Raw genomic sequence first — 16,626 nt, 5'->3', positions numbered from 1 at the left:
GTATAGCTCGGCAACCCCGCGCGTGTGCGTCGTGGTGTACGCGGATGGGCTGGCGGCTCAAGACGGCTGGTCGCGGCGAACACTAGGCCGAGCACCTCGGAGCCTTTGCTCGCATTGTCACCCCGCTTCGATGAAGCGCTCTCATCACCGCGCCGTGCGAGAGCCTATGACGTTGCTCAAGCTCGCGTACCCTGTCACCCGCTTCGTACTCCGTTGCCAACTGCTTCGTTTCAGCATCAGTGACGAGCCGCTTCTTCACGACGATTGCGTTGTCGCGTAGCAGGTTCAAGACCGCGGACGTCGAGACGCCGAACTGGGCGGCGATACTTCGCGCGCTCTCGCCCGACTCGTATCGACGGACAGCCTCAGCAACCTTCTTCGGGCCCAGTCGTCGCGAAACACCCTGGGCCTCGTACGAAACGGGCGTACTCAAACCCGCCTCGCGGTCGCCTGGAATCGCGAGTTTCTGCAGTTCCTCGGGGGTAAAGGGCAGCTCCATAGGGTTTGAGTAGACGCCCATTAGGTCAGCGTGGGTGGATAACCTACCGCGACTACTCCCGCCAGGAGAGTCTGGTGCGCGAGCCCTTCGACCGAAAGTCGCCCAAGCACGTCAACCTCATTATTGAATGGACCCTCCGCGACATCGAGGGTAGGCTGCGCTTCCGTATTATCGGATACCTGCAGAACTTCTTCGACGTGAGTGTCATGGCACTGGGGCGTGAGGCTTCCGGCATCAATGTTGCGACGCTCGTCGAGTACGGCACCGCTGATCCGAGATTAATCCAGCTCCAGGAGGTGGGCTTTGGTCGCACGGTTGCGACAGAACTGTTGACCGACCACCTCGGCGCCCTCGAGTTCTCCAGATCGGATGAACTAGAAGACTTCGACTTCGAGGCGGTTCTCGCGAGCACCACGTTGTCGGAAGAGGCGCGGGGTGAGATCGAGAACATCATGGTCAAGGTCGACGTGAAAGTCGCAAGGTGACATGCTCGACGACTTCGATACGCGTCTACTCCCCGCACTTCACGAGGTCGATTTCGACGAGCTAGAACGCGCAACAGACGACGAGTCGTGCGTTCGGGAGGGCTTCGAGCTTCTGAAGGAAGCGTCGGTGCTGCTTCTCGCAGTGGCCGGCATTCGGACTGACGCGCGGCGCGGCGGTCTGCCGCGCGATCACGCCATCGTCATCGGCCACTATGCCCGAATGACAAAGCTAGCCCTCGCTCGTGTCGGTGTGGTGTTGGTGACGAGCTGCGCACCACTGCTTTCTCTCGCACGCAGTTGCGCTCCTCGCCCCAGAAAACAGGCAGTTCTGCGCAACTAGCGGCAAGAACAAATGCCCCGCGCCACGTTTACACCGTGGATGTCATCGGTTCGAGCCCGGTAGGGCCCACGATCGATCTCGGCAGGGACGACGATCGACGGTGACGGTCTCGAGGACGTTCGACGCGGGGCAGGTCGTCCAGGCCGGGTCGCGCCGGGTCAGGTCGGCTGAACGAGCTGCGGGCCGTGCCCCGGAGAGACCGAACTCTGCAAGACGAGGGCTGCCGCTCCGATCGCGGCGGAGTCCCTCGGGTTCGTGGCCAACTCGACGCGGACGTCGTGAGACTGCCGGGCGAAAGCGCTCTCCATGAGACGTTCTCGGACGGCCCGGGCGTACACGGAACCCGCGACCGCGATGCTGGGACCGGAGAGCACGAGCCGGTCGACGTCGAGGACGTTGACGAACGACACGACGGCGGCGGCGAGATAGCGCGCGGACGTGGCGATCAAGCTCTCGGCGACAGGGTGCCCGCCCACGGCAGCGCGAGCCAGACGGTCGAAGTCTTGGGCCACGGTGTGGTCCTCGAAGGCGAGTCCGAGGCCGGTCAAGCGTCCTGACTGCTCACGGGCTCGAAGCAGGACGGCGGCGGGCGCCGCATAACGTTCCACGCATCCTCGGTTGCCGCAGAAGCAAGGCTCGCCGTCGAGGTCGACGGACGTGTGCCCGAGCTCGCCAGCGTTCGAGCTCGCACCGCGGTACAGGGCCCCGTCGATGATGATGCCGGCGCCGAGGCCTGTGCCCATGTAGATGCCGGCGAAGGTCTCGGTGCGGGGGACACGACGCGTCCAGAACTCGCCCACGGCCGCGGCCGCGGCGTCGTTGTCGATCAGGACGGGGACGTCGAGGCGTTCCGAGAGCCTGTCGCGGAGAGAGAAGCCCTCCCACCTGCGGAGCGTCGGGGAGCGGAGTATGGCGCCGTGGTCGGCCGACAGCGGGCCGGGTGCAACCACGGCGACGCCGGCGATCGACGCCCTCGAGATGTCAGCGGCGTCGACGAATGCGTCGAACTGTGCCACGAGGCGATCGGTCACCTCGTCTGGCGAGTCGAGCGACGCACCGTCTACGAGCTGCCGAGCAACGATCCCCCCTCCCGCACCCGTCGCCACGAAGGTCATCGACTCGAAACCGAGCTGGACGCCCACTGCGTAGAGGGCCCCAGGATTGATCTCGATGAGGGTCCGAGGCTTGCCGCCGTCCGAGGCCACCCGACCGCTTTCTCGCACGATTCCCTCGACGAGCAGCTTGCGGACGATGTTGGAGATGCTGGGCTGGGTCAGGCCGGTCGTCTCGGTCAGCTCGACCCTGCTGATGGGGCCGGACGAGCGGATGACGTCGACGACGAGTGCCCTGCTGCCCGGCCCGGACGCGGAGGACTCGGGTCTGGCCACGTCGTCCTCCCCACCTCGGGCGAGCCCTGGTGTGGTGCTGGCCCGCGTCGGTGACACGATAGCGGTCACGAGAGAGCGCACGGCACCATGATCGGGGCCGAGGAGGACGAGGCGATGAGAGACGCGACCCTGAACGAGAGCGACCGTCCGTCGCGCCTCCCGCGGCCGATCGGCCTGACCCTGGTGCGTCCCAGCGAGATCTACGGGGCCGAGCCGTACTTCCACGAGCTCACCGCCGGCCTCGACCGTGTCGTCCGGCCGCGGGGGCATGCGGTCTTGCTCAGGGTCCTTCCTGACCCTGAGGCCGAACTCGACCTGTGCCGCCGGTGGTCGGCCGGAGGCGTCGTGGACGCCGTCGTGCTCGTCGACCTGGGTGTGGACGACCCGCGGGTGTCCTTGGTCGCCGAGCTCGAACTGCCCGCGATCTCGGTCTCATCGCCCGCCATCTCGAGTGGGCTCCCCGCCGTCTGGACGAACGACGACGTCGCCGTCGAGGAGGCGGTGGATGCGCTGGCCTTGCTGGGCCACGTCCGTCTCGCCCACGTCAGCGGACCGCTGCGCCTCGCCCACTCCGTCGCCCGCCGGGACACCTTCGTCGCGGTCTGCGACGATCGGGGGCTGATCGCGGCGACGGTGACGGGCGACTACTCGTTCGAGTCGGGCGAGCGAGCCCTGTCGGCGCTCCTCGACACACAGGTCGACTCTGACGACCAGGTCGTCGAGGGCGCCCCGGCTGTTCCGACCGCGGTGGTCTTCGACAACGACCTCATGGCGCTCGGGGGGCTCGCCGAGGCGCGACGCCGTGGTCTCAGCGTGCCCGGCGACCTCTCGATCGTCGCGTGGGACGACTCGGCCCAGTGCCAGCTCTCCGAGCCGCCACTCTCCGCCCTCAGCCACGACGTCCAGCGCATCGGCGAGATGGTGGGCGAGACGGTGCTGGCCGTGCTCGACGGCCAGAGACCGCCCACCCTCGAGGCGCCCGCCATCGTCTTCGTGCCCCGGGCGACGACCGGCCCGCCGGCTCGCTGACGTCCCCGAGAGCGGACGCCCCTTGTCCGCTATGACCGTTTCGGGGGCATCACTATGCATAAATTAATAATCAAAGTCTTGACAGAGCACGAGGCTGCGGGTGAAGCTGAGGCACCCGACAAGCTCGCACCCGCCGAGACCTGACGGACAGAACGGCCGAGGCACCTCGCCGGCCCCACGAACGAAGGAGTTCGCACGCATGAAGAAGACAGCACTCATGGGCATGGCGATGGTCTCGCTCACCGCGATCAGCCTCAGCGGCTGCGCGTCGGCGTCCAACGACGACGGCGACCCCTCGGGCGAGATCACCGTGCTCACCAACCGCACCGACCTCGTCGACACGACCTTCGCCGACTACGCGAAGACGTTCGAGGACGAGTACCCGGGCACGAGCGTGACCTTCGAGGCGCTGACCGACTACGAGGGCGACGTCAAGATCCGCCTGAACTCGAAGGACTACGGTGACGCGCTGCTCATCCCCAGCTCGAACGTCACGAAGGACCAGTACGCGAGCTTCTTCGAGCCCCTCGGCACGGTCGACGAGATGAGCGAGAAGTACCGCTTCGTCGACGCAGGCGCCTACGACGGTCAGGTCTACGGCATCTCGACCTTCGGCTCGGCCATGGGCATGGTCGTCAACAAGAAGGTCTGGGCCGACGCCGGCGTCACCGAGGCCCCGACCACACAGGAGGAGTACCTCACCGACCTGCAAGCGATCCGCGACAAGACCGACGCCGACCCTTACTACACGAACTACGCCGACGGCTGGCCGCTGGCGACCATCGAGGGCAACCTCGGCGCGACCCAGGGCCCTGACGTCCGCATGGAGATGGCCGCGGACGACGCCCCCTGGACCGAGGGCACCGACCAGTACAAGATCGACGACCTGCTCTTCCAGACCGTGGAGGCCGGCCTCAGCGAGGCCGACCCGACCACGACCAACTGGGAGGAGTCCAAGAACCTCCTCGCCCAGGGCAAGATCGGCTCGATGGTCCTCGGCTCCTGGGCCGTCAGCCAGATGCAGGACGCCGCCGAGGCCGCCGGTGCCTCCCGCGACGACATCGGCTTCTGGCCGATGCCCTGGCAGGTCGACGACCAGTTCACCTCGGTGACGGCCAGTGACAAAGTCCTCGCCGTCAGCAAGAACAGCGACAACAAAGCGACCGCGAAGGCCTGGGTCGACTGGTTCACGAACGAGTCCGGCTACGCCGAGAGCCAGGGGGCCATCAGCCCCGTCAAGAGCGACCCCGAGCCCGACACGCTCTCGGACTTCAGCGCCCTCGACGTCCAGTACCTGGAGCTGGCTCCGGACCCGGTCGGCAAGGAGGCGCTGCTCACGGACATCGCCAACGAGGCGGAGATCGACATCTTCGGCAACACCTACCGCCAGAAGCTGATCGACACCGCCCGCGGCGCCGCCGACGGCGACGAGGACTCGTTCTTCTCCGACCTCAACGACCGCTGGGCCGCAGCGCAGGAGAAGGTCTCCGAATGACCCAGCTCGCCTCGCCTCCCGAGGTCGCGGCGACCGTCACCGACGACGGCCGGCGCCGGGGCACCCGCCCCGGCGCCGGCCCGGTCGGGCGCGTGGGCCGTCGCGGCCTGCGCGTCACCCCGTGGCTCTTCCTCGTCGTGCCGCTGGCGTTCCTCATCGTCCTGACCTACGTGCCGGTCGCTAACCTGCTCTGGTACAGCGTCACCGACTGGGACGGCCTGTCGCCGGTCAAGGAGTTCGTCGGCCCCGAGAACTTCGTCGAGATCTTCACCCGGCCCGAGATCTTCCAGGTCTTCTTCGTCAGCCTCTTCTACCTGGCCGGCGCCATCGCCCAGCTCGTCCTGGCCCTGTACTTCGCGACCCTCCTCAGCTTCAAGACCCGCTTCTCGAACCTGTTCAAGGGGATCATCTTCTTCCCGTACCTCATCAACGGGGTCGCGATCGGCCTCGTCTTCCTCTACTTCTTCCGCCCCGGCGGCACCCTCGACGCCCTCGCCGCCCTGGTCGGGGTCCAGAACACCCCGCAGTGGCTCGGCGACCCCGGGGTCGTCAACACCTCGCTCGCCGCGACGAGCGTCTGGCGCTACATGGGCCTGAACTTCGTGCTCTTCTTGGGCGCGATCCAGTCGGTCCCGTCCGAGCAGTACGAGGCGGCCGACCTCGACGGCGCGACGTCGTGGCACAAGTTCCTCTACATCATCGTGCCCAGCATCCGACGCATCCTCGGCCTGTCGTTCATCCTCGCGATCGCCGGTGCCCTCTCCGCGTTCGAGATGCCCTACATCATGACCGGAGGCGCCAACGGGTCGGAGACGTTCGTCATCCAGACCGTCGACACCGCGTTCCGCTTCTCGAAGGTGGGCCTGGCCTCCGCCATGGCCGTGGTCCTGCTCGTCATCGTGCTCGTCATCACGGCGGTGCAGCGGCTGCTCTTCCCGGACGAGAAGAAGGAGGACGCCTCGTGACCACCACTGCGTCGCTGAACCGTTCGCGCACGCTCGCCCGCACCGGGACGACCGTGAAGTACGTCAGCCTCGTGCTCGCGTGCCTCGCGGCCCTCGTCCCGCTCGTCACCATCGTCATGCTCGCGTTCAAGACGGACGAGGAGTACCGGACCACGACCCCGCTCACCCCGCCCGGCAACTGGCTCAACCTCGACAACTTCGTCACCGCCTTCACCCAGGGCGGCATGCTGATGGGCTTCGTCAACACGGGGATCATCCTCGTCGTGTCCGTGGTCGGGACCATCCTGATCGGCACGATGGCCGCCTACGCCATCGACCGGTTCCGCTTCCGCGGCCGGAAGCTCGTGCTCGGGGGGTTCCTGCTCGCGACCCTCGTGCCGTCGGTCACGACGCAGGTCGCGACCTTCCAGGTGATCAGCGCCCTCGACCTCTTCAACACTCGGGGCGCGGCGATCCTCATCTTCATGGGGACCGACATCGTCGCGATCTACATCTTCCTGCAGTTCATGCAGTCGATCCCCGTCTCGCTCGACGAGGCCGCGATGCTCGACGGCGCGAGCCGCTTCACCGTCTACTGGCGGATCGTCCTGCCGCTGCTCAAGCCGGCCATCGCGACAGTGGTCATCATCAAGGGCATCGCCGTCTACAACGAGTTCTACATCCCGTTCCTCTACATGCCCTCGCAGGACCTCGGCGTCATCTCGACCTCCCTGTTCCGCTTCATGGGCCCCTTCGGCGCGCAGTGGGAGGTCATCGCGGCCGGGACCTTGCTCGTGATCGTCCCCACCCTCATCGCCTTCCTCTTCCTCCAGCGATACATCTACAACGGCCTCACGGCAGGAGCCACCAAGTGACCACCACTCTCCCCACCACCGCGACCGAGACCCGCCGCCCGTTGCACGACGGCTGGTCCGTCCGCTCGACCCGCGGCCCGGTGCCCGCCGAGATCGCCGCCGCGAGCGTCCCCGCGACGGTGCCCGGCCTCGTCCACACCGACCTCCTCGCCGCCGGCCTCATCCCCGACCCCTACCTCGACCGGAACGAGCAGAAGGTCACCTGGATCGGCGAGAGCGACTGGGAATACCGCACCACGTTCGCGTGGAGCCCCGACGGCCACGACCGCCACGACCTCGTCTTCGAGGGCCTCGACACCGTCGCAACGGTCACCCTCAACGGCACCGAGCTGGCACGCACCGTCAACCAGCACCGCACCTACCGCCTCCCGGCCGACGGGGTGCTCGTCGACGGCGACAACGACCTCGTCGTCCACTTCGCCTCGCCCGTCGCCTACGCCGACCAGGCCAGCCTCGACATCGGCTACCGGCCGCACACCTACTTCCACCCCTTCAACGCCATCCGCAAGGCGGCCTGCAACTTCGGCTGGGACTGGGGCCTCGACGCCGCCTCCTCGGGCATCCACAAGCCCGTCACCCTGCACTCCTGGTCGGGCGCCCGGGTCGACAGCGTCCGCCCCGTCGTGACGACCGACGGAGGCGCGGGCCACGTCCGTGCCCACGTCACGATCGAGAGGGCGGCCGGGTCCGACGTCGCGGTGACCGTCTCCGGCTCCGTGACGAGCCCCGACGGAGCCGAGGCAGCCACGGCCGGCGTCGACGTCTCCCCGGGCGCGACCGAGGCCGTCGTCGACCTCGACGTCGACGACGTCGCGCTCTGGTGGCCCCGCGGCCACGGCGACGCCGTCCTCTACGACTTCGCCGTCGACCTCGGCGTCGACGACCGGCCCGCCGCCGCCTGGTCGACCCGCATCGGCTTCCGCACGGTCGTCGTCGAACTCAAGCCCGACCCAGAGGGCACCAGCTTCCGCGTCGTCGTCAACGGGCAGTCGGTCTGGACCAGGGGCGCGAACTGGATCCCCGACGACGCCTTCGTCACCCGCGTCACCCGCGACCGCGTCGCCGCCCGCCTCGACCAGGCCGAGTTCGCGAACATGAACCTGCTGCGCGTCTGGGGCGGCGGCTACTACGAGTCCGACGACTTCTACGAGCTGTGCGACGAGCGCGGCATCATGACCTGGCAGGACTTCCTCTTCGCCTGCGCCTCCTACGCCGAGGAGGAGCCGCTCCGCGGCGAGGTCGAGGCCGAGGTCCGCGACAACGTGACGCGCCTCATGTCCCACCCGAGCCTCGTGCTCTGGAACGGCAACAACGAGAACATCTGGGGCTTCGAGGAGTGGGGCTGGGAGAAGCGCCTCCAAGGCCGCACCTGGGGCCTGGGCTACTACCTCGACCTGCTGCCGCGCCTCGTCGCCGAGCTCGACCCCGAACGGTCCTACACGCCCGGCAGCCCCTGGTCGGGCGACCCCGGACGACCGGCGAACGAGATCGAGCACGGCTCGGTACACCTCTGGGAGCTGTGGAACCGCGTCGACTACCCGCACTACCGCGACACCGTGCCCCGTTTCGTCGCCGAATTCGGCTGGCAGGGCCCCGCCACCTGGTCCACCATCAAGCAGTCGATCTCCGACTCGCCCCTGACGCCCGAGTCGCCCGGCATGATCTGGCACCAGAAGGCGACCGACGGCAACGACAAGCTGACCGACGGCCTCGTCGCGCACCTCCCGCTGCCCGACGACACCGAGGACTGGCACTGGGCCATGTCGCTGAACCAGGCGAACGCCGTCGCCTTCGCCATCGAGCACTGGCGGTCGTGGAGCCCCACCACCATGGGCTCCATCGTCTGGCAGCTGAACGACTGCTGGCCCGTCACCTCCTGGGCCGCCGTCGACGGCTACGGCCGCGCCAAGCCGCTGCTCTACGCCCTCAAGCACGTCTACGCCGACCGCCTCGTCACGATCCAGCCGCGCGGGGACGACCTCGTCACCGCCGTCTCGAACGACTCGCCCGACGCGTGGGAGGCGCAGGTCGTCCTCCAGAGGCTCTCCTACGACGGCGAGGTGCTCGCCTCCGCGACGGTCGACCTGGCGCTCGACGCCCGCACGACCACCACGGTCGCGATCGCCGACGAGGTCGCCGCCTTCGGTGATCCGGCCCGAGAGCTGGTCGTCGCCACGGTCGGTGCCGAGCGGGGGCTGTGGTTCCCGGTCGAGCAGCGCGACTCGGCCCTGACCGCCGCCGACCTCACGACGACCGTGACCGCGGTCGACGGAGGCTACGACGTCGTGGTGACCAGCGCCTCCCTGGCTCGCGACGTGACGCTGCTCGTCGACAAGGTCGACGTGCACGCCGTCGTCGACGACATGATGGTCACCCTGCTGCCCGGGGAGTCCGTCACGTTCCGCGTGACGAGCGACGCCGACCTCACCCCCGACCAGCTGACCTCGGCGAGCGTGCTCCGCACGTCGAACCAGCTCGTCGTCGACCGGGCCTGACGATGTCAAGGATCGCCCTGGCCGTCGACCTGGGCGGCACCAAGGTCGAGGCTGCCCTCGTCGACGACGACGGCCGGATCGTCGGGGGCAGCCGGGTGCGCGCCGCCACGGGCGCGGCGGCCTCGCGGGCAGAGCTGCGGGGTGCCGTCGGCACCGTGGTCGACGGTGCCCTGGCCGCCCTCCCGGCCGGCGGCGAGCTGGTGGGTGCTGGCATCGGGTCGGCCGGCCCCGTCGACCTCGTCGCGGGCACGGTGAGCCCGAAGAACCTGCCCGTGCTCGCCGGGTTCGACCTGCGCCGAGAAGTCGAGGAGCGCCTCCCGGCCCTGCCGGTCCGGCTGCGCCTGGACGGCACCTGCATCGCTCTCGCCGAGCACTGGCTCGGAGCGACGGCCGGGCTGGCGAACTCGATGTCCATGGTGGTCTCGACCGGGGTCGGCGGCGGGCTGATCGTCGGCGGTACCCTGGTGTCGGGCAGGACGGGGAACGCCGGACACGTCGGCCAGATCCACGTCGCCGGCTTCGGAGGGGAAGCAGGCGAGGCCGACTCGACCACGCTCGAGGCCGTCGCGTCCGGGACGAACGCCGTGCGCTGGGCCCGGAGCCACGGCTGGGCCGGGTCCACGGGCGAGGACCTCGCCCTGTCGTGCGCCGCAGGGGAGCCGACCGCCCTGGCGGCCGTCCACCGATCCGCAGCAGCCGTCGGCCAGGCGATCGCCAGCACGACCACGCTGCTCGACCTGGACGCCGTCGCCATCGGCGGCGGCTTCGCGGGGGTCGTGCCCGACTACGTCGACCTGGTGCGCCAGGCGGCCCGTCGAGCCACCGTGCTCGCCTACGGCGCCGAGGTGCTCGTCGTCCCGGCAGCCCTCGGATCCGCCGCTCCCTTGCTGGGAGCCGCAGCACTCGTCCACCGCCCCGACTTGGTCGACCCGAACCGGGTCGACACACGGCGGCTGGTCAGCACCACCTGACACCGGGCGGCCCGACCGGGGCGCCCTGATCACCGCACAGCCGAAGGAGCCTGAGCACCGATGACGACACCGACCGCCACCAGCGTCAGCAGCCACGATCATCCGTCCCGCACGACCCCGAGACCGACACGGACGAGGTCGATCCGAGTGTGCGCCGTGGTCGCCACGGGCGTCCTGCTCGGCTCCTTCGCACCCCTGTCGCCACACCAGGCGGAGGCCGCGTCCGCCGCGCCCCGCGCCGAGTGGACGACCCAGAACACCGAGTTCGTCACCCGGGACGCGTCGCGCCTCCAGCTCGGGGGTGAGACCTTCCGGGCCAGCGGGGCCAACATCTACTGGCTGGGCCTCGACGAGAACGTCGGCGGGGTCGACTACCCGACTTTCTTCCGGATCAAGGACACCCTCGACTCGGCCCACCGAGCCGGCATCACCGTCGTCCGGTCGCACATGGCCACCTCGACGGCCCAGGACGACGCGAACACGCTCGCGCTGATGCCGAGCCTGGGCGAGTACGACGACGACGCCTTCGCCACGATCGACTTCGCCGTCGCGTACGCCGGGTCGCTCGGCATCCGGCTGATCCTGCCGCTCACCGACGAGTGGGAGTACTACCACGGCGGCCACCGCGACTTCACGACGCCCCTGGGCCTCGAGTCCGCCGACTTCTACACCGACCCGCGGGCCATCGCCGCGTACCAGGACTACGTCGACCACGTCGTCGGGCGCACCAACGCGCTGACCGGCGTCCCCTACGCCGAGGACCCGACCATCATGGCCTGGGAACTCGGCAACGAACTCGAGGGCATGACCCTCCCGTGGATCGACGAACAGGTCGCCCACATCAAACAACAGGCCCCGTCGCAGCTCGTCGCCGCCGGCCGACGGTTCGACATCGACCCCGACACCCTCGCCGCGACCGCGCTCGACATCGTCGACGTCCACTACTACCCGCCGACGGCCGCCCGCGTCTCAGCCGATGCCGCGACCGTCACCGCCGCCGGGAAGGTCTACATCGCCGGCGAGTACGCCTCGACGGCGGCGACGCCCGCGCTGTTGAGCCCGCTCGCCCAGGACCCAGCCGTCTCCGGGATGTTCGCCTGGTCGCTGTTCGGCCACGACGACCGCGCCGGCCTCGTGCCCCACGACGACGGGTTCACCTTCCACCTGCCCGGAGGCACGCCATCCGAGGAGTCTCGGGCCGAGGCGATCCGCCAGTACGCCCGCGACATCGGCGTCGTCCTGCCCGCCCTGCCTCTCGAGGCCCCGCTCGTGACGAGCGTGCAGCGAGCCCAGGGCATCTCGACCATCACCTGGCGCGGGACGGCAGGCGCCGCCGGATACGTCGTCGAGCGACAGGTCGCCGACCAGTCGTGGACGACCGTCACCGAGGAGGCGCTGGGCGCGTCGGCCGGGACCGTCACCGACATCGAGTCCCCGGCCGGCGCCTCCTACCGGGTCCGGGCTCTCGACGGCACGGGGACGACCGGACCCGCGTCCGACATCGTCCACCCGGACGGCGGCGACGTGCTCGTCGACCCCGTGCAGGACTGGCGCCTCTCGTCCGAACATGACGGCGTGACGGTCGCGGCCGACCCCGACGGAGGGTCCGTCACCGCGACGGACGGCACACCCGGCACGGTGGCCTGGCAGCGCGCCGGGCTCACCCGGGCCGAGCTCCAGGTCGACGAGCCGGCCGCCGCCCGCATCGAGACCAGCGCGGACGGCAGCACGTGGGTGCCCGCCGCCACGGTCGTCACCGACGAGGGCTCGGTCGTCGCCGACGGCCTCGCCGACGACCACGTCCGCGTCGTGTTGACCGGAGACGCGCACCTCACGCGGGCCACCCTGCGGTCCGCGGCCGTCGACCCCACCACGGCGCCCGGCGCGTTCTCGCTCCAGGCGCCCCTCGACGAGACGACGGGCATCACCTCGACGCCGGACTTCGCCTGGACGGCCGCGACCGATGCCGCCTACTACCGCTTCGCGCTCACGAACGCCGAGGGCACCGTCGTGGCCTCGGCCGACGGTCTCACGGGCACGTCGTACCGGCCCGACGTCACGCTCGTGCCCGGCACGACCTACCAGTGGTCGGTCGAGGCCGTGAACGGCGTCGGCACCACGACGTCGGTGCCCACGACGGCGTCCTTCGCCACGCGTCCGCTCCCCACGGAGGCGCTCGTCGTGGAGGACTTCGAGGAGTACGCCGACGACGCCGCCCTCACCAGCACCTACGTGCGCAACACCGGCGGCGGAGCCGTCACACCCACCCTCGGCGAGAACCCGTCCACGGGCTCCCAGGCAGGACAGTTCGCCTACGACCTCGCGGGCCCCGGCTACGCGGGCGTCGTCCGCACCCTCGCCGAGCCGCAGGACTGGTGGGGCTACACCGGTCTCTCGCTCTCGCTGCGTGCCCCCGCCGGTGACGACGTGACCGTACAGATCGTGGCCGGAGGGTCGTACTTCGAGACCACCCTCCCGGTCGAGGGGGAGGGCTGGCAGCAGATCGACGTGCCCTTCAACGCGTTCGCGCCGCCCGCCTGGGCAGGCGACGCCGTCCTCGACCCGTCGAGCGTGACCCAGCTCGCCTTCTACCTCGGCGGCGACGGCGCGGGCGAGCTGCTCGTGGACGACGTCGTCACGACGGTCGACCCTGCCGCGGTCGTGCCCGTCGATCCCGGCACGCCCGGTACGCCCGGCGGCGGGGCTGGACCGGCCGCAGGTCCGGGGTCCGGTGGAGGAGGCGCGGTGCCCGTCAGCGGGACCGGCACCGTCCCGGCCTCCGCGACCACCGCCTCCACAGGTCTCAGCTTCACCGGCTCGACCTCGACCACGGCGCTCGCCCTGGCCGCCCTGGCATCGGTCATCGCCGGTGCCGTCGCACTCCGAGCCGCACGACGACGTCGGCTCGCATCGACGATCACCGCGGTGGTCGAGCGAGGAGAAGCATCATGACCACACGTCCGAAGCACACCGCCCTCGGGGCCGGCATCGCGTTCCTCCTGGCGGGTATCCTCGCCGTGGGCGCCCCCGCGGCGACCCCGGCCGAGGCGTTCAGCCCGACCGGCAAGAGCACGGTGCTGAACTACCTGGCGAGCATCAAGGGCCAGAAGACCATCAGCGGGCAACACAACAAGGAGCCCGCCGGGCAGCCGAGCCAGTACACACAGCGCGTCAAGGACATCACCGGGGTCTACCCGGCGCTCTGGGGCGGGGACTTCCTCTTCGCCGCCTCCGACGTGGCGAACCGGCAGCGGGTCGTCGACCAGGCCAAGACGGAGTGGAAGAACGGGGCGCTCGTCTCGCTCACATGGCACGTCTGCCCACCGACGGTCGGCTCGTCGTGCTCCTGGAACGACGTCAACGCGGACCTCACCGACGCACAGTGGTCGCAGCTGACCACGAACGGCACGGCGTTGAACTCGGCGTGGAAGTCACGACTCGACGAGGTCGTCCCCTACCTGCAGCAGCTGAAGGACGCGGGCGTGCCGGCCATCTTCCGCCCGCTGCACGAGATGAACGAGCAGTGGGCCTGGTGGGGCGGACGTTCGGGATCGGCGGGCTCCACGAAGCTCTACCAGATCACCCGCGACTACCTCGCTGGTACGAAGGGCATGACGAACCTCATCTGGGCCTGGAACGTGCAGGACAACCCGGCCGGGGGACTGGCCGCCTACTACCCGGGCAGCTCGTACGTCGACGTCGTCACGCTCGACGCCTGGTACAAGACCTTCCCGAGTGCAGCCGAATACCAGACGATGCAGTCGATCGCGGCAGGGAAGCCGATCGCTCTGGGCGAGGTCGGCAAGATGCCCACGTCGGCGCAGCTGGCCGCGCAGCCGAACTGGACGTGGTTCATGCACTGGTCGGAGCAGCTCGAGTCCGCGAACACGCCACAGGCGATCAAGGACACCTACGCGAACCCCCGCGTCCTGCATCAAGGAGACATCGCCATCCCCTAGTTCGGACGAGGCCCGGCATCGGGTGGACGAGGGGGGTCGGCGCACGATGCGCCGTCATCCCTTTTCCACCTGAGGCATCGGCAATGCAGTTCGCCCGCGGGTCCCGGCTCCGCGTGGTCGGCGGGCGTCTCGTTCGCCTTCGGGCTCAGTTGCCGGGCGTGGCCAGTTCGCCCGTGACGTACTGGGCCCGTCCGAAGCCGAACGACCAGTCGGCGGCGGTGTTCTCGACAAAGCCGATGATCAGGTCCTCTCCGGCGACGCCGACCTCGGCGAGACCCGCCGCGAGCGCGGCGAAGAAGGCCTGCTTCTCGTCGGTGCTGCGGCCCTCCTGGGTGAAGATCTGGATGATCACGACCTGCTCGGAGCGGTCGATGCCGAGGCCGACGTCGAGCGCGGTCAACCGGCCCACCGGGTGCTCGGTCACGATCTGGAAGCGATCGCGCTCGGGCAGGCCGTAGACGTCGACGAGCGTGGCCATCAGGGTGTCGCCGATGGCGGCGATCTGGTCGTCGGAGCGACCCTCGACGAGGTCGATGCGGATGAGAGGCATGGCAGTCCTTCGGTGATGGGGGAGGCGACCCGAGTGGGCCGCGACATCCAGGCGTACTCGCCACGACGTCGCGGCGCCCTGATCCGCGCACCCGTGCGGGTTCGGATCGTCCGGCCGCCGTGCCGTGTGTGTCGGGCCCGTCAGGAGAGCGCCTCGCGCTTCGGGGACCGGCGGAGCCGTCAGACCAGGCCGCTGGTGCCCAGCAACCTGCCGATCACGAACGTCGCCGCGAGGGCGATCGCACCGCCGACGACGACGCGCACCGTGGCCCGGCCGACGCCGCCCCCGCCGAGTCGGGCTCCGAGGGCGCCGGTGGCGGCGAGGGCGAGCAGGACGACGACGAACGTGATCGGCACGCGCAGGCCTGCCGGGGGCAGGAGCACGGCCAGCATCGGCAGGATCGCCCCCGCGAAGAAGGCGATCGCCGACGACAGGGCCGCGTGCCAGGGGCTGACCACGTCGTCTTCGTCGATGTGCAGTTCGGCCGAGAGGTGTGCGGCGAGGGCGTCCTTCTCGGTCAGCTCGGTCGCGACCCGGGTGGCCGTCTCGTCCGACAGGCCCTGAGCTCGCCAGAGGGCGGTCAGCTCCTCGAACTCGGCTTCGGGGTCGGCCTCGAGTTCGGCTCGTTCCTTGGCGATCAGTGCTTTCTGGCTGTCGCTCTGGCTGCTCACCGAGACGTACTCGCCGAGCGCCATCGAGATCGCGCCTCCGACGAGACCGGCGGCCCCCGCGGTCGCGATGGCCGAGGTCGACGAGGTCGCCCCGGCGACGCCGACCACGATGGCCGCCACCGACACGATGCCGTCGTTGGCGCCCAGCACGCCGGCGCGCAGCCAGTTGAGGCGACCGGACAGGCTGCCGGTGTGGGGTTCGTCGTCGTGGGTCGGCAGAGGGGACGTGGACTCGGTCATGCGGTCAGCACAGCACTCTCGTGACGGTGCCGCCAGCAAGCGGAGGCTGCCCTGACCGGGCGACCGGCCGGGCCCGGTCCGGCGCGGTCGGGCCTCACCCCTCGCTCGAGTCCGACCAGACGGCCTTCGCCCCCGAGTCGCCGATGCGCACCGTCGTGACGATCGCCCCGACCGACGCGACCACGACGAGGACGCTCAGCACGATCGTCGCGCCGCGCCGGGTCGTCGCCTTGAGCGTCGGGTGCGGGCGCTGCGCGTCGGGCGTCACCACGTAGTGCTGCCAGGCCCAGAGCGCCGCCGCCACGACGAAGACGGCGATGGCCCACGGCAGAAGTGTGTCGCCGAGTTCGGTGTGGGTCTCGAGGAGGGCACTGCCGTCGACCTTCTCCTCGAGCGACTCGCCCGACGAGGTGGCGAGGGGCACGGCGATGAGCGACGCCAGGGCGAGCAGCGGCGTGATGATGCCCAGTCGTCGACGGGCTGCCGGCCAGAAGGCCGACAGCAGCAGGAGCAGGGCGGCCCCGGGGAAGGCCACGACCACGAAGTGCACGATCAGCGGGTGCAACGGCAGCCCGTCGAGCTCCCAGTTCATCGGATCAGCTCGTCGTGCAGGGGGGTGGTGGAGCGCATGCGTGACCTCTCGGGGTGCGGGACGGGGGAGTTCCGACCGTAAGCGCCGTGCATC

The 16,626-nt window shown here is 69.7% G+C and carries 15 protein-coding genes and 1 tRNA gene; 11 read left to right on the top strand and 5 right to left on the bottom strand.

Annotated elements, in window-relative coordinates; genetic code table 11:
- Positions 1-82 precede the first annotated feature (82 nt).
- Entirely contained in the window at positions 83-520 is a 438-nt protein-coding gene (locus ASG05_RS16660; protein ID WP_200936681.1) for a hypothetical protein, read from the bottom strand.
- A 53-nt stretch (positions 521-573) separates the two neighbouring features.
- Between ASG05_RS16660 and ASG05_RS01815 the strand changes: the two genes are divergently transcribed.
- From ASG05_RS01815 to ASG05_RS16105, 3 genes are all read left to right on the top strand, one after another.
- Positions 574-984, top strand: a complete 411-nt coding sequence (locus ASG05_RS01815) for a hypothetical protein (RefSeq protein WP_056256639.1) — start codon at positions 574-576, stop codon at positions 982-984.
- Between the two features lies 1 nt (position 985).
- A complete protein-coding gene (locus ASG05_RS16110) occupies positions 986-1,324 on the top strand; it encodes a hypothetical protein (RefSeq protein WP_157490005.1) in 339 nt (112 codons plus the stop codon).
- Positions 1,314-1,393: transfer RNA gene (locus ASG05_RS16105), tRNA-Val, on the top strand. The genes ASG05_RS16110 and ASG05_RS16105 overlap by 11 nt, the downstream gene beginning before the upstream one ends.
- Positions 1,394-1,482: 89 nt before the next feature.
- On the opposite strand, the gene ASG05_RS01810 is transcribed toward ASG05_RS16105, so the two are convergent.
- Positions 1,483-2,712: an ROK family transcriptional regulator gene (locus ASG05_RS01810; protein WP_056256637.1), complete on the bottom strand. Its 1,230-nt coding sequence runs from the start codon at positions 2,710-2,712 to the stop codon at positions 1,483-1,485.
- 114 nt (positions 2,713-2,826) lie between these two features.
- Here ASG05_RS01810 and ASG05_RS01805 point away from each other — a divergent pair, with 114 nt between their 5' ends.
- The 8 genes from ASG05_RS01805 to ASG05_RS01770 all read left to right on the top strand — a co-directional run bounded on the left by ASG05_RS01805 (position 2,827) and on the right by ASG05_RS01770 (position 14,480).
- A complete protein-coding gene (locus ASG05_RS01805) occupies positions 2,827-3,741 on the top strand; it encodes a LacI family DNA-binding transcriptional regulator (protein ID WP_200936679.1) in 915 nt (304 codons plus the stop codon).
- 199 nt (positions 3,742-3,940) lie between these two features.
- Positions 3,941-5,236, top strand: a complete 1,296-nt coding sequence (locus ASG05_RS01800) for an ABC transporter substrate-binding protein (protein WP_056256632.1) — start codon at positions 3,941-3,943, stop codon at positions 5,234-5,236.
- Positions 5,233-6,201, top strand: a complete 969-nt coding sequence (locus tag ASG05_RS01795; RefSeq protein ID WP_056256630.1) for a carbohydrate ABC transporter permease — start codon at positions 5,233-5,235, stop codon at positions 6,199-6,201. Before ASG05_RS01800 ends, ASG05_RS01795 begins: the two co-directional genes overlap by 4 nt.
- The gene (locus tag ASG05_RS01790) at positions 6,198-7,055 is read left to right on the top strand and encodes a carbohydrate ABC transporter permease (RefSeq protein ID WP_056256627.1); all 858 of its coding nucleotides are present in this window, start codon (positions 6,198-6,200) and stop codon (positions 7,053-7,055) included. Before ASG05_RS01795 ends, ASG05_RS01790 begins: the two co-directional genes overlap by 4 nt.
- A complete protein-coding gene (locus ASG05_RS01785) occupies positions 7,052-9,550 on the top strand; it encodes a glycoside hydrolase family 2 protein (RefSeq protein ID WP_056256624.1) in 2,499 nt (832 codons plus the stop codon). The genes ASG05_RS01790 and ASG05_RS01785 overlap by 4 nt, the downstream gene beginning before the upstream one ends.
- A gap of 2 nt (positions 9,551-9,552) precedes the next feature.
- Complete coding sequence (locus ASG05_RS01780) at positions 9,553-10,521, top strand: ROK family protein (RefSeq protein WP_056256621.1); 969 nt, start codon at positions 9,553-9,555, stop codon at positions 10,519-10,521.
- Positions 10,522-10,581: 60 nt separating this feature from the next.
- Positions 10,582-13,473, top strand: coding sequence for a carbohydrate binding domain-containing protein (locus tag ASG05_RS01775; protein ID WP_157490004.1), 2,892 nt, complete (start codon positions 10,582-10,584; stop codon positions 13,471-13,473).
- Positions 13,470-14,480: a glycosyl hydrolase gene (locus ASG05_RS01770; protein WP_056256616.1), complete on the top strand. Its 1,011-nt coding sequence runs from the start codon at positions 13,470-13,472 to the stop codon at positions 14,478-14,480. The genes ASG05_RS01775 and ASG05_RS01770 overlap by 4 nt, the downstream gene beginning before the upstream one ends.
- A 145-nt stretch (positions 14,481-14,625) precedes the next feature.
- On the opposite strand, the gene ASG05_RS01765 is transcribed toward ASG05_RS01770, so the two are convergent.
- The 3 genes from ASG05_RS01765 to ASG05_RS01755 all read right to left on the bottom strand — a co-directional run bounded on the left by ASG05_RS01765 (position 14,626) and on the right by ASG05_RS01755 (position 16,533).
- Positions 14,626-15,030 carry a tautomerase family protein gene (locus ASG05_RS01765; protein ID WP_056256613.1) on the bottom strand — a complete coding sequence of 135 codons (405 nt, stop codon included), beginning with the start codon at positions 15,028-15,030 and terminating at the stop codon, positions 14,626-14,628.
- 179 nt (positions 15,031-15,209) lie between these two features.
- Entirely contained in the window at positions 15,210-15,941 is a 732-nt protein-coding gene (locus tag ASG05_RS01760; protein WP_056256611.1) for a VIT family protein, read from the bottom strand.
- Positions 15,942-16,035: 94 nt separating this feature from the next.
- Positions 16,036-16,533, bottom strand: coding sequence for a DUF2231 domain-containing protein (locus tag ASG05_RS01755; protein ID WP_056256609.1), 498 nt, complete (start codon positions 16,531-16,533; stop codon positions 16,036-16,038).
- Positions 16,534-16,626 lie beyond the last annotated feature (93 nt).

This window comes from Frigoribacterium sp. Leaf186, from assembly GCF_001423905.1.
Lineage (GTDB): Bacteria > Actinomycetota > Actinomycetes > Actinomycetales > Microbacteriaceae > Frigoribacterium.
This window is presented reverse-complemented; position numbering and strand designations above follow the sequence as displayed.

Bases quoted from the DNA above. Each gene is read 5' to 3' on its own strand.
- ASG05_RS01795 (WP_056256630.1), top strand. From the start codon at position 5,233: ATGACCCAGCTCGCCTCGCCTCCCGAGGTCGCGGCGACCGTCACCGAC.
- ASG05_RS01760 (WP_056256611.1), bottom strand. From the start codon at position 15,941: ATGACCGAGTCCACGTCCCCTCTGCCGACCCACGACGACGAACCCCAC.
- ASG05_RS01800 (WP_056256632.1), top strand. From the start codon at position 3,941: ATGAAGAAGACAGCACTCATGGGCATGGCGATGGTCTCGCTCACCGCG.
- ASG05_RS16660 (WP_200936681.1), bottom strand. From the start codon at position 520: ATGGGCGTCTACTCAAACCCTATGGAGCTGCCCTTTACCCCCGAGGAA.
- ASG05_RS01770 (WP_056256616.1), top strand. From the start codon at position 13,470: ATGACCACACGTCCGAAGCACACCGCCCTCGGGGCCGGCATCGCGTTC.
- ASG05_RS16110 (WP_157490005.1), top strand. From the start codon at position 986: ATGCTCGACGACTTCGATACGCGTCTACTCCCCGCACTTCACGAGGTC.
- ASG05_RS01755 (WP_056256609.1), bottom strand. From the start codon at position 16,533: ATGAACTGGGAGCTCGACGGGCTGCCGTTGCACCCGCTGATCGTGCAC.
- ASG05_RS01780 (WP_056256621.1), top strand. From the start codon at position 9,553: ATGTCAAGGATCGCCCTGGCCGTCGACCTGGGCGGCACCAAGGTCGAG.
- ASG05_RS01805 (WP_200936679.1), top strand. From the start codon at position 2,827: ATGAGAGACGCGACCCTGAACGAGAGCGACCGTCCGTCGCGCCTCCCG.
- ASG05_RS01765 (WP_056256613.1), bottom strand. From the start codon at position 15,030: ATGCCTCTCATCCGCATCGACCTCGTCGAGGGTCGCTCCGACGACCAG.
- ASG05_RS01775 (WP_157490004.1), top strand. From the start codon at position 10,582: ATGACGACACCGACCGCCACCAGCGTCAGCAGCCACGATCATCCGTCC.